Source organism: Pseudomonas sp. NBRC 111133, from assembly GCF_001320605.1.
GTDB classification, from domain to species: domain Bacteria; phylum Pseudomonadota; class Gammaproteobacteria; order Pseudomonadales; family Pseudomonadaceae; genus Aquipseudomonas; species Aquipseudomonas monteilii.
Window position 1 is genome coordinate 71,104 of sequence record NZ_BCBJ01000001.1, and the last position, 12,628, is coordinate 83,731.

Sequence of the window (12,628 nt, forward strand, 5' to 3'; positions counted from 1 at the left end):
AGCGCCGCCGCATCGAGCGTTCAGCGCGGCTGGTGCCGCTGGATGTGCACACCATCGAAATGGCCGGTGGCTCGGTGCGCTGCAAGATTGCGGGGATTCACCTGTCGCCGAGAATGGCTGCGGCCTGACCACTGACGCGGTCGGTGTAGGAGCGGCCTTGTCGTCAGGCACGCTATATCCCACCGCCCGCCAGCAACTGTGTCATCACGTCGGCCAACGCCTTGACCATCACATCCGCCGTCGGCCGATGCACGATGACGATTTCATAACTGTCGACCTCCGGCAGCCCCTGCCCCGCCCCCAGCACCCGATGCTCGCCAGTGGCCGCCCTTGGCGGCAGCAGGCTGACACCCATGCCATCGGCCACTGCCGCCTGGATACCACTGAGACTGGAGCTGGTGAAACTGATGCGCCAGCGCCGACCCATGCCTTCGATGGCGTTGATCATGTCTTCGCGGTACAGCCCCCGCGGCGGGAAGGTCACCAACGGGATCGGGTCCAGCTCGAAGGCGGGGGTGCGCGCACTGTCGATCCATTGCAGGCGCTCGGGCCAGCAGGCCACGCCCTCGCGGGTGTTGCGCCGCTGCTTGAGCAACACCAGGTCGAGCTCACCGTTGTCGTAGGCCTGGCTGAGGTCGCGGCACAGGCCGCTGGTCACTTCCAGCTTCACCTGCGGATGCAGGCGGCTGAAGGCCGATAGCGCATTGGTGGTGCGCCCGCCAACGAAATCTTCGGGCACACCAAGGCGCACGGTGGTGCCCACCATCGCCCCGGCCAGGGCTTCGAGCATCTGGTCGTTCAAGGCCAGCATGTGCCGGGCGTAGCCGAGCAAGGTTTGCCCGGCATCGGTGGGCAGCACATCGCGGTTGCCCCGCACCAGCAAACGGTGGCCGACCATGTCTTCCAGGCGGCGTACCTTCTGGCTGATGGTCGACTGTGTCGAGTGCAGGCGAGCGGCAGCGGTGGTGAAGCTGCCGCAATCGGCCACCACCACAATCGCGCGTAGCAGGTCGAGGTCGAACAGCGCCCTATTCGATTTAACGCTAATGGACATCTGGGTATTCAACGACTGAATGGCAAGACTGCGTTCTATCACGGCTAGTCGCCAAGGGCCACACCTTCACGCCGCGGGTCGGCGCCACCCGACCAACCCTCGCCACGGCGCTGGATGATCTGCATGCCGCTGGTCATGGTCATGGGCGTCACCTCATGCCCCCAGGCTGCCAACTGCCGGATCAGCGCCGGGCTGCTCAGCCCCGCTTCCACCTCGGTGCCGGCATTGCGGCTGCCAAAGTTGGGCAAGCCTGCGGCCTGTTGCGGGTCTAGCTGCCAATCCAGCAAGCCAACCAAAGCCTTGTTCACATAGCCGATGATCTGCGAGCCGCCCGGTGAACCCAGGCTGGCCACCAGATCACCCGACGCTCGCGAGAACACCAGCGTTGGCGCCATGGCCGACAGCGGCCGCTTGCCCGGCTGTACCCGGTTGGCCACGGGTTTGCCGTGCTCCTGCGCAATGAACGAGAAGTCAGTGAGGTGGTTGTTGAGCAGGAAGCCCTTGACCATCAGGTGCGAACCGAACGCCGCCTCCACCGACGTGGTCATGGCCAGGGCCTGGCCGCTGTCATCCACCGCGCTGAGGTGCGAGGTGGAAATGCGCAATGGCGAGCGATCCGGCGCCAGGGCCAAGTCGGCGCCCTGGGGTTGGCCCGGGCGAGCGCGCTTCATGCTGTGCTCGCCTATCTGCGCTGCACGGCTGGCCAGGTAGTCGGCGTCGGTAAGCGCCTTGACCGCGACCGGCACGTAATCGCTGTCGGCCAGGTACTGTGCGCGGTCGGCATAGGCCAAACGCTCAGCCTCGGCGATCAGGTGCACGGCCAGTGGTGATGCCTCCAGGCCAGCCGGGGATGCGCTCGCAAGCGGGCGCAACGCTGCCAGATCGCGCTGCGGCGTGGCGCGCTGTACGGCTTCGAGAATGCCCAGGGTCTGCAACACCGTCACCCCGCCCGAAGACGGCGGCGGCATGCCGCAGATGCGCCATGCCTTATAGGGGCCGCACACGGGCTCGCGCTCTTTGGCCTGGTACTGCTGCAAGTCCTGCAACGAGAGGTAACCGGCATTGGCATGGCTGCGTACCTTGGCCACGATGGCTTCGGCGATCTCGCCGGTATAGAACGCGTCAGGGCCTTGCGCGGCAACCTGATCGAAGGCATCCGCAAGCTCGGGGTTGCGCAGGATCGTTCCCACCGCCAGCGGCTTGCCCTGCTCATCCAGGAAGTAGCGGGCCATGGCCGGTGACCGGGCAATGAACGGGTCACCGGACACCAGGGCGTGAAGGCGCTCGGACACCGGGAAACCGTTGCGTGCAAGCGCGATGGCCGGCGCGAACAAGTCGCGCCAGGGCAGCTTGCCGTGCTGATCGTGGGCCAATTTCAAAGCACGTAGAACACCCGGCACGCCAACCGAGCGCCCGCCAATCTGCGCCGCCCTGAATGGCATCGGCGTGCCGTCGGCTTGCAGGAACAGCGCTTCCGTTACAGCGGCCGGCGCGGTCTCGCGGCCATCGAACGCCTGCACACGCTCGCCGTCCCAATAAAGGATGAACGCCCCGCCGCCAATACCGCTGGATTGCGGCTCGACTAAGGTCAGCACCATTTGCATCGCAATGGCCGCATCGATGGCGCTGCCACCGGCACGCAACATTGCCCGTCCCGCTTCGCTGGCCAACGGGTTGGCTGCAGCAACCATATGGCGGCTGGCCTGCACGGGCTGCAAGCCTGTGCGGTAGCCAGAGGCCAGCTCGGGAGGTGCGGGCAGCACCTGGTCGGCACAGGCCAGGCCACTGGCGGCTACCAGGCAAAGGGCGCTGATCAGGGGTGGGGAGAAATACATCGGCATGCTTCCTGCGAACTTCAAAAGCCCCGAAGATACCCTGTCGAACCCCTGAAAAAAACTAAGCCACTTCCTCGAACGGCAAGCCCACGTAGTTCTCGGCAATGTTCACCAACCCGGCCGGCGACGTCAGAAAGTACTCGCGGTCGGCCTCTTGCATCTTCTGGTCCCAGGCGTCCTTGTGGCTGCCGAAATCGTGCAACAACTGGGTCATGAACCAGCTGAAGCGCTCGCCTTTCCACACCCGGCGCAGGGCCAGCGGGGAGTATTGCTGCAGCAGGTCGGTGCGCCCTTCGCGGTAAACCTTGACCAGAATGCGATACAGGTAATTCACGTCCGACGCCGCCAGGTTCAGGCCCTTGGCACCGGTAGGCGGGACGATGTGCGCGGCGTCACCCACCAGGAACAGGTGGCCATACTGCATAGGTTCGACCACCAGGCTGCGCAGCGGGGCGATGCTTTTTTCCAAAGCAGGGCCGGTGACCAGGTCAGCCGCTACGTCGGCGGGCAAGCGAGCTTTCAGTTCATTCCAGAAGCGCTCGTCAGACCACGCCTCGACCCGGTCTTGCAAAGGTACCTGCAGGTAGTAGCGGCTGCGTGTTTGCGAGCGTTGGCTACACAGCGCGAAGCCACGCTCGTGGTGGGCATAGATCAACTCGTGATTGACCGGCGGCGTATCCGAAAGCAGGCCCAGCCAGCCAAACGGATAGACCCGCTCGTACTGCTTCAACACACCTTCGGGAATGCTCTGGCGCGACACACCGTGGAAGCCGTCGCACCCGGCGATGTAGTCGCAATCCACCCGGTGCAACTGGCCCTCCTTTTCAAACGTGAGGTAGGGCTTCTCGCCCTTCAGTTCATGCGGCTGGACATTGCTGGCCGAATAGATGATCGGCGCGCCAGTCGCTTCGCGGGCCTGCATCAGGTCGCGGGTGACTTCGGTCTGGCCGTATACCATGACGGTCTTGCCACCGGTCAGGGCTTTGAGGTCCAGGCGTTGGCGGCGCCCGCCGACCAGCAACTCGACCCCTTCGTGCACCAGGCCCTCACGGTCCATGCGCTCGGCCACACCGGCTTCGCGCAGCAGGTCGACAGTGCCTTGCTCCAGCACCCCGGCGCGGATGCGGCCAAGTACGTATTCAGGCGTCTGGCGCTCGACGATGACGTTATCGATACCGGCCTTGTGCAGCAGTTGGCCCAGCAGCAGGCCAGACGGACCTGCACCAATAATTGCAACCTGAGTTTTCATTGTTGTTGTCTCTGTTCGGACGATGCCGGCCCTGGACTGGCAGTGGGGCGGCATCTGCTGTTAGGGTTTGCCCTTGCATTTTTAATGGCAAAAAGCACTACGGACGTGTGCTATTCCATCTAAAACCTGCACTTTTATAAAAACGTTCGATTAACGGACAGGCTGCCCTTGATGAAATCCACCCTCCCCGGCGTTCCGTTGTTCAAGCTGTATGGCGAAAACCAGGCCTGGCCCGGCACCGACCTGCTGCATTGCGAATCGATCCCTGCACGCAGCCGCCTGCACCACTGGGAGATCAAGCCACACCAGCATGCCGAGCTGTTCCAGTTGCTGTATGTACAGCGCGGCCAGGCCCAGGTGGAGATCGAAGGGTTGCGCAGCGCCATCGGCGAAGCAGCGATCCAGGTGGTGCCGCCGATGACCGTGCATGGGTTTCGCTTCAGCGCCGATATCCAGGGCTATGTGCTCACCTTCGGCACCGCGCTGGTGGCCAAACTGGAACAGCGGCTGGGCATGCCGCTGGCGGTGCTGGCCCAACCTGCGTGCTACCCGCTTGGGCATGACCGTGTGCACCTGCGCAGCCTGATCGACACCTTGCAGCAGGAGTACCAGGGCAATGCTCCGGCGCGCGCGGCCATGCTCGAAGCGCTGGTAACCGCGCTGATGGTGTGGATCAACCGCCGCCAGCAACTGGGGCATGCACCGCGTAACCGCGCTGAACGCGACCGGCAGTTACTGGGGCAGTACCTGCGGCTGGTCGAGGCGCATTACCGCGAGCATCTGTCAGTAGAAGATTTTGCCGCACGGCTGAACGTTCCAAGCCTGCAACTGAACCAGCTGTGCAGGGCCTTGAGTGGGCAGACAGCGTTGCAGGTGGTACACCAGCGGTTGCTGCTGGAGGCGCGGCGTAGCCTGATTTATACGCGGATGAGCATCGGGCAGTTGTCGGATAGCCTGGGATTCACCGACCCGACGTACTTTGCCCGGTGGTTCAAGCGGTTGACGGGGGATACGCCGAACGGGTACCGACGCGCGGCGCAACCGGACTGATTGCGGCAGGTTGCTTGACGTATACGTCAACCTGCCTTCAGGATACCCGCATACCCCACGCCGAGCGCCAGCATGAGCACCCAGACCTACAGCATCTCCGACCTGTCCCGCGAGCTGGACATCACCACCCGGGCCATCCGCTTTTATGAAGAGCAGGGCCTGCTGAGCCCCGAACGCCGTGGCCTGGAGCGAATCTATTCGGCCCGCGACAAGGTCAGCCTCAAGCTCATCCTGCGCGGCAAGCGCATCGGCTTTTCACTGGCCGAGTGCCGCGAGCTGATCGAGCTGTACGACCCCACCAGCGGCAACCTTAAACAGCTCAACAGCATGCTGGCGAAAATCGCCGAGCGCCGCGCCCAACTGGAGCAGCAGATGCTCGACATCCACCAGATGCAACTGGAACTGGACACCGCCCAGGAGCGTTGCGAACAAGCCCTGGCCGCCACCCTGAACAACAAAGACAACCGCTGAACGCCACAGGAAACCCGCCATGTCCTTGCCCAAACACGTCCGCCTGGTCGAAGTTGGCCCCCGCGACGGCCTGCAGAACGAAGCCCAGCCCATCAGCGTTGCCGACAAGGTGCGCCTGGTCAACGACCTTACCGAAGCGGGCCTTGCCTATATAGAAGTGGGCAGCTTCGTCTCGCCCAAGTGGGTGCCGCAAATGGCCGGCTCTGCCGAGGTGTTCGCCGGTATCGACCAGCGCCCCGGTGTAACCTATGCAGCGTTGGCACCCAACCTGCGCGGTTTCGAGGACGCGCTGGCTGCCGGGGTGAAGGAAGTGGCGGTGTTCGCGGCCGCCTCTGAAGCGTTTTCGCAGCGCAATATCAACTGTTCGATCAGCGACAGCCTCAAGCGCTTCGAGCCGATCATGGAAGCTGCGCGCAACCACGGTATAAGCGTGCGCGGCTACGTATCGTGCGTACTCGGCTGCCCGTATGAAGGCAAGGTCAGCGCCGAACAGGTGGCCCCGGTGGCCCGCGCACTGCACGACATGGGCTGCTACGAAGTATCGCTGGGTGACACCATCGGCACCGGCACTGCCGGCGATACCCGGCGCCTGTTCGAGGTGGTCTCTGCCCAGGTGCCGCGCGCGCAGCTGGCCGGGCACTTCCACGACACCTATGGCCAGGCCCTGGCCAACGTCTATGCCAGCCTGCTCGAAGGCATCAGCGTGTTCGACAGCTCGGTGGCCGGGCTGGGCGGCTGCCCTTACGCCAAGGGGGCTACCGGCAACATCGCCAGCGAAGATGTGGTGTACCTGCTGCAAGGGCTGGGCATTGAAACCGGCATCGACCTCGACCGGCTGATCGCCGCCGGCCAGCGTATCAGTAGCGTGCTGGGCCGCGGCAATGGGTCGCGGGTAGCACGGGCGCGTAGCGCGCAGTGAGTAATACGGGTGTCACACAGGTGTGGGCGAAGTGTTACCGCCCCCACATTTCACAGCAAAAAATCGGGTAACAGGGAAACAAATCGGCAGAATTTCAGGCCAAGCACTTTTGAAGGAAATCGCTAAGCTACTGATTTTAAAGATTTTTAAAAAGTTGGCACGCAGCCTGCTATATCTCTGGTACAAGAACAATAAAAATGTGACACCCAATAAAAACAACAGGTAACGGCTCTGACATAACAAGAACAACACGGCAGAGGCGTAGCAAGCAGATTTTTTTGGAGTAGACACGCTTTTCAGGGGTACGCCCCGCGGTCTGGCACAGAACAATAAAACTACCTCAAGGTAGCGGCAGCCAGGTTCGGATCAGCCATGATGAAAGCAGGTCAGCGCTCAAAAAAATACGTTTGCTCTTGACCCCGCATGGGGGTCGCCCGCAACACCAGGACAGGCTGACAAAAACAACAAAAGGCCAGTCCCAATAATAAAAAAAGAGCAAGCAACAACGCTTTGAGGGGAGCTTCGGCTCCCCTCAGTGCTTCCCGCCCTCCTCCTTTCTTCTCCTTTCAGCCCCCTGATGCAGTAACCCGCCTTGCATTGTGGTCCACCCTGTAACCCTGCAAGGAGGACAACGCCATGCCCGTTGAAATCGACGAAACCACCCGCCGCTGCACCCTCACCGGCGAAAACCTGCGCATCGAGGGCGACGGCCCTGCTATCGAAATCGTCACCGACGAGCACCTGCGCATGTCAGTGGCCCTGCTGGCAGGCCAGCGCGTCCCCATCACCGAAGCCGAGGCCGATGCACTGACCGTAGCGGGTGCGGTGGATAGCCGCAGGCACCTGAAGGCCAGCGTGCCAGGCTCGGTAATTTAAGGCCTGGCGGTCGAAGCCGGGTAATCTGATATGGTTTTTATCGCAAAATCTGAGCCTGTGCTGATAACAGCCTCAGGGCCATAGTGCTCATGCCTGATCGAGGCCTGATGAGCACCGAGCCATGAACAATAGAATCCCTTTCACAGAGATCGCCCCCACCCCAGCCAGCTCCCGACCACGACACACCGACAGCGGCATTCACACCCGCAGCTTCAGCGGGCTGTACCGCAACCTGCGCATCGGCTTTGCCGGCGTCCTGTTCGTGCTGTTCTTCGGCACCGCGTGGCTGAACTGGAACGGCCGCCAGGCCGTGTTGTGGGACCTGGCCAACAGCAAGTTCCACATCTTTGGCGCAACCTTCTGGCCCCAGGACTTCATCCTGTTGTCAGCGCTGCTGATCATTTGCGCCTTCGGCCTGTTCGCCATCACCGTGTACGCCGGCCGCGTGTGGTGTGGCTACAGCTGCCCGCAAAGCACCTGGACGTGGCTGTTCATGTGGTGCGAAAAGGTCACCGAAGGTGACCGCAACCAGCGCATCAAGCTGGCCGCCGCGCCCTGGAGCCTGAACAAACTGGGGCGCCGCACCCTGAAACACAGCCTGTGGCTGGTCATTGGTATCCTCACCGGGCTGACCTTCGTCGGCTATTTCACCCCGATCCGCCCACTGGCCGCAGAACTGTTCACCTTGCAACTGGGCGGTGTGGCGCTGTTCTGGCTGCTGTTCTTTACCGCCGCCACTTACATCAATGCCGGCCTGCTGCGTGAAGCGGTGTGCCTGCACATGTGCCCGTATGCGCGCTTCCAGAGTGTGATGTTCGACAAGGACACCCTGGCCGTCGCCTATGACCCACGGCGCGGTGAGGCCCGTGGCCCGCGCAAGAAGGGCAGCGACGTCCAGGCCCAGGGCCTGGGCGACTGCATCGACTGCACGCTGTGTGTGCAAGTGTGCCCCACCGGCATCGATATCCGCGATGGCTTGCAAATGGCCTGCATCGGTTGCGCAGCGTGCATCGACGCCTGCGACGGGGTGATGGACAAGATGGGTTACGCTCGCGGGCTGATTGGCTACAAGTCCGAACACAGCCTGCAGGGCGGTACGACTCACTGGCTGCGCCCACGCCTGCTCGGCTACGCCGCGGCGCTGGTGGTGATGATCGCGGCGCTGGTGGTGGCCTTGCAACTGCGCCCGATGGTGTCGCTGGATGTGATCAAGGACCGCGGCCTGTTCCGTGAAAATGCCCTGGGCCAGATCGAGAACATCTACCTGCTCAAGGTCATCAACAAGACCGAGCGCACCCAGCACTATGCGTTGCGCCTGCTGGACGCCGACGGCTTCACCTTGCAGGGCAACACGGCGCTGGTCATCCCGGCGGGCGAAATGAGTGAACTGCCGGTGTCGGTGGCGATGCTCGCCGAGCGCCCGACCAGCAGCTCGCAAACACTCAGCTTCGAAATCAGCGAGCGTGACGACCCCGCCATCCGCAGCGTGGCCCACAGCCGCTTCGTCGCCCCCCTGAACCGTTGATCCCTTACACTGACGCCACCTTGCCTGCCAGGCTTCGACAGAAGGCCAGAATGAAACGCTACGAACGCTTTGCCGACGACATTGCCGAACTGATCCGCTCCGGGGTACTGGGCCCCGGCCAGCGCGTGCCCTCGGTGCGCTACGCCAGCCAGACCCACGGGGTCAGCCCTTCTACCGTTTTCCAGGCCTATTACCTGCTGGAGCGGCGCGGGCTAATCCGCGCCCGGCCGCGCTCGGGGTATTTTGTCAACGCCCACGCCCCGCGCCAGTTCAGCGAACCTCAGGCGTTGCAGCCGATCAGCGAGTCTACCGATGTCGACGTCAGCGCCTTGGTGTTTTCGATCCTCGACTCGATCAAGGACCCCAACACCATACCGTTCGGCTCGGCCTTCCCCAGCCCCGAACTGTTCCCGCTGCAACGCCTGTCGCGCTCGCTGGCCAGCGCCAGCCGCAGCATGGACCCGCGTATGGTGGTCACCGACCTGTCGCCCGGCAACCCGCAACTGCGGCGGCAGATTGCCCTGCGCTACATGGTTGGCGGGCTGATGCTGCCCATGGAAGAACTGCTGATCACCAATGGCGCACTGGAGGCCCTGAACCTGTGCCTGCAGGCAGTGACCCAGCCCGGCGACCTGGTGGCCATCGAGGCCCCGGCCTTTTATGCCTGCCTGCAGGTGCTGGAGCGGCTAAAGCTCAAGGCGGTGGAAATCCCGGTGCACCCGCGCGAAGGCATGGACCTGGGCGTGCTGGCACAAACCCTGGAGAAGCACCCGGTCAAGGCCGTGTGGTGCATGACCAACTTCCAGAACCCGGTGGGCGCCAGCATGCCGGAAGCCAAGAAGCAGGCCCTGGTGGAGTTGCTGGCGCGCCATGAGGTGCCGTTGATCGAAGACGACGTGTACGCCGAGTTGTATTACTCGCAACAGGCCCCCAAACCGGCCAAGGCCTTCGACACCCAGGGCCTGGTCATGCACTGCGGTTCGTTCGCCAAAAGCCTGGCACCGGGCTACCGCATCGGCTGGGTCGCCGCCGGGCGCTTTGCGCAAAAGATCGAGCGGCTGAAACTGATGACCTCGCTGTGTGCCTCGATGCCGGCCCAGGCGGCAATTGCCGACTACCTGCAGCACGGCGGCTACGACCGCCACCTGCGCAAGCTGCGCTACGCGCTGGAAGGCCAGCAGGCCAACATGCTGGCGGCCATCGCTCGCCACTTCCCGGCGCAGACGCGGGTCAGCCAGCCTTCCGGTGGCTACTTCCTGTGGCTGGAACTGCCCGAACAGATGGACGCCCTCAAGCTGTTCCACATGGCCCTGGCGCAAGGCATCAGCATCGCCCCCGGGCCGATCTTCTCGCCCACCCGGCGCTTTGGCAATTGCATCCGCCTGAACTACGGAAGCCCCTGGCATGACGGCGCCGAACGGGCCATGGAAACCCTCGGGCGGATCATCCGCTCCTTCTGACCATCGAACGCCCGGCTGCCGAACAACGGCTGCCGGGCATCCCCCCCCAACTGCATTGACCCGCTATTCGCATGCAGGTGAACACGCTAAAGTCAGAGCCTCCCCTTTTGTCGGACGTCGGCATGCCCTCCCGCGACCTGCGCTCACTGCGCCAACACGTCGAAGCCCTCCAGCGGCAGAACGCGCAACTGAAATCACAGCTTGCCAGCCTCCAGGACCACGATCAGAACTTCTACCGTTCGTTGTTCGACACCATGGACGAAGGCTTCTGCATCATCGAGTTCTTCGACGGCCCGCACGGCCCGCTCAGTGACTACGTGCATGTACTGGCCAACGCGGCCTACGCCAAGCACGCCGGCATCCCCAACGTGGTCGGGCAGAAGCTGCGCGAAATGGTGCCCGATGAAGCCGATGACTGGGTAGCCCGCTACGGCGCGGTGCTGCGTACTGGCGAGCCCCTGCATTTCGAGCAGGAGCTGGTCGCAACCGGCCACGTGCTTTCTATTACCACCTTCCGTGTGGAGCCTGCCGAGAAACGCCAGGTAGCGGTGCTGTTCAAGGACGTTACTGAACGCCGTCGGGCAGAGCAGGCCCTGCAACGCCTGAACGAAGAACTGGAGCAACGGGTAAGCGCTGCACTGGCAGAGCGACGGCTGTTCGCCGAGCTGGTCGACCACAGCGTGGTCAATGTGCATGTGGTCGACAAAGACATGCGTTGGCTGGCCATCAATCGCCAGGCGAAACATGACTTTCAACGGTTATTCGGGCGCACGCCTGAAATTGGCGATTACCTGCCGGACCTGATCGACGATGAGCCAAACGATCGGACGTTGAGCTTGGCCATGTGGCAGCGTGCCTTGGCGGGCGAGCAATTCGTCGAAATCGGTACATTCGGCAAGGCGCCCGAGCAGTACCATTACGAACTGCGTTTCAATGCTTTGCGCGACCATGAAGGCGAAATACAAGGCGCGTTTCTGTTCGCTTATGACATCAGCGAGCGGGTACAAGAGCAAGAGCGCCTGGCCAAAGCCGAGGAGGCCCTGCGCCAGGCGCAGAAGATGGAAGCCGTGGGCCAGCTCAGCGGTGGCATCGCCCACGACTTCAACAACCTGCTGGGCGGTATTCTGGGCGCGCAAGAGCTGATGCGCCAACGCCTGGACCAGTCACGCTTCGACACCCTCGAACCCTTGCTGGAGCTCTCCAGCGGTTCGGCTCAACGGGCCTCTTCGCTGGTGCACCGCCTGCTGGCGTTCTCACGCCAGCAGACCCTGCAGCCCTGCTCAACGCAAATGGCAACGTTGGTGGCGGGCATGGAAGAGCTGTTGCGCCGCACCATTGGCCCGGCCATCACCCTGAGCAGCCGGTTTGCCAGCGAGCTGTGGCCAACGTTCATCGACCCACCCCAACTGGAAAGCGCCCTGCTCAACGTGTGCATCAACGCGCGCGACGCCATGCCGGGGGGCGGCGCTATCGATATCGTCGGCGACAACCTGCTGCTTGATGAGGTCGAGGCCCAGGCGCTGGAACTGCCCGCCGGCGAATACGTGCGGCTGAGCATCATCGACAACGGCAATGGCATGTCGGCGGAGGTGGCCAAGCGGGCCGTAGACCCCTTCTTCACCACCAAGCCCATGGGCCAGGGCACTGGCTTGGGTTTGTCGATGACCTACGGTTTCGTGCGCCAATCGGGTGGGCAACTGCGCGTACTTTCGACGCTGGGTGAAGGCACACGCATCGAGCTGCTTTTGCCCCGCCACTACGAGCAACCCAAGCCGCCAGCCCCCAAACCGCAGCGCAAGGCACTGGAAAAAGGCAGTACCGTGGCGCGGCGTATCCTGTTGATCGAAGACCAGACGGCCTTGCGCCTGGTGGTTTGCGAAGTGCTGGAAGAGCTGGGTTACCGGGTTGATGCATTCGAGGACGGCCCCACTGCCTTGGCCTACCTGCAAAACGGCGAACGGCCAGACCTGCTACTGAGCGATATCGGCTTGCCCGGCGGCCTGAATGGCCGCCAGGTGGCTGAGCGCTGCCGCGAACGCTATCCGGACCTGAAGGTGCTGTTCATCACCGGCTACGATGAAAGCGCGGCGCTCAGTGACGGCCAGCTGCTACAAGGCACGCGGGTGCTAACCAAGCCGTTTGAACTGGAGGCGCTGGCCGAGCGGGTCAGTACCCTGCTTGAAGATTGA

At 63.1% G+C, this 12,628-nt stretch carries 11 protein-coding genes; 8 read left to right on the forward strand and 3 right to left on the reverse strand.

Annotated elements, in window-relative coordinates; genetic code table 11:
• The first annotated feature begins 32 nt into the window (after positions 1-32).
• Positions 33-128, forward strand: a complete 96-nt coding sequence (locus APH36_RS32440; protein ID WP_353511564.1) for a hypothetical protein — start codon at positions 33-35, stop codon at positions 126-128.
• A 44-nt stretch (positions 129-172) separates the two neighbouring features.
• Here APH36_RS32440 and APH36_RS00365 read toward each other — a convergent pair whose 3' ends face one another.
• From APH36_RS00365 to pobA, 3 genes are all read right to left on the reverse strand, one after another.
• On the reverse strand, positions 173-1,054 hold the full coding sequence (locus APH36_RS00365) for a LysR substrate-binding domain-containing protein (protein ID WP_060496975.1): 882 nt from the start codon (positions 1,052-1,054) through the stop codon (positions 173-175).
• 44 nt (positions 1,055-1,098) lie between these two features.
• Positions 1,099-2,889 carry a gamma-glutamyltransferase gene (ggt, locus tag APH36_RS00370; protein WP_060496976.1) on the reverse strand — a complete coding sequence of 597 codons (1,791 nt, stop codon included), beginning with the start codon at positions 2,887-2,889 and terminating at the stop codon, positions 1,099-1,101.
• 61 nt (positions 2,890-2,950) lie between these two features.
• Positions 2,951-4,138 (reverse strand): 4-hydroxybenzoate 3-monooxygenase, encoded by a 1,188-nt coding sequence (gene pobA, locus APH36_RS00375; protein ID WP_060496977.1) that lies wholly within the window; start codon positions 4,136-4,138, stop codon positions 2,951-2,953.
• 171 nt (positions 4,139-4,309) lie between these two features.
• On the opposite strand from pobA, the gene APH36_RS00380 reads away from it, so the two are divergent.
• From APH36_RS00380 to APH36_RS00410, 7 genes are all read left to right on the forward strand, one after another.
• Positions 4,310-5,188 carry a helix-turn-helix domain-containing protein gene (locus APH36_RS00380; RefSeq protein WP_060496978.1) on the forward strand — a complete coding sequence of 293 codons (879 nt, stop codon included), beginning with the start codon at positions 4,310-4,312 and terminating at the stop codon, positions 5,186-5,188.
• 72 nt (positions 5,189-5,260) lie between these two features.
• Positions 5,261-5,659 (forward strand): MerR family DNA-binding transcriptional regulator, encoded by a 399-nt coding sequence (locus tag APH36_RS00385; RefSeq protein ID WP_019099730.1) that lies wholly within the window; start codon positions 5,261-5,263, stop codon positions 5,657-5,659.
• A 19-nt stretch (positions 5,660-5,678) separates the two neighbouring features.
• Positions 5,679-6,578: a hydroxymethylglutaryl-CoA lyase gene (locus APH36_RS00390; RefSeq protein ID WP_060496979.1), complete on the forward strand. Its 900-nt coding sequence runs from the start codon at positions 5,679-5,681 to the stop codon at positions 6,576-6,578.
• Between the two features lie 636 nt (positions 6,579-7,214).
• Positions 7,215-7,454: a DUF3203 family protein gene (locus tag APH36_RS00395; protein ID WP_060496980.1), complete on the forward strand. Its 240-nt coding sequence runs from the start codon at positions 7,215-7,217 to the stop codon at positions 7,452-7,454.
• A gap of 121 nt (positions 7,455-7,575) precedes the next feature.
• Positions 7,576-8,979 carry a cytochrome c oxidase accessory protein CcoG gene (ccoG, locus tag APH36_RS00400; RefSeq protein ID WP_060496981.1) on the forward strand — a complete coding sequence of 468 codons (1,404 nt, stop codon included), beginning with the start codon at positions 7,576-7,578 and terminating at the stop codon, positions 8,977-8,979.
• A gap of 50 nt (positions 8,980-9,029) precedes the next feature.
• On the forward strand, positions 9,030-10,439 hold the full coding sequence (mapR, locus tag APH36_RS00405; RefSeq protein ID WP_060496982.1) for a GntR family transcriptional regulator MpaR: 1,410 nt from the start codon (positions 9,030-9,032) through the stop codon (positions 10,437-10,439).
• Positions 10,440-10,561: 122 nt separating this feature from the next.
• Positions 10,562-12,628: a PAS domain-containing sensor histidine kinase gene (locus tag APH36_RS00410; RefSeq protein ID WP_060496983.1), complete on the forward strand. Its 2,067-nt coding sequence runs from the start codon at positions 10,562-10,564 to the stop codon at positions 12,626-12,628.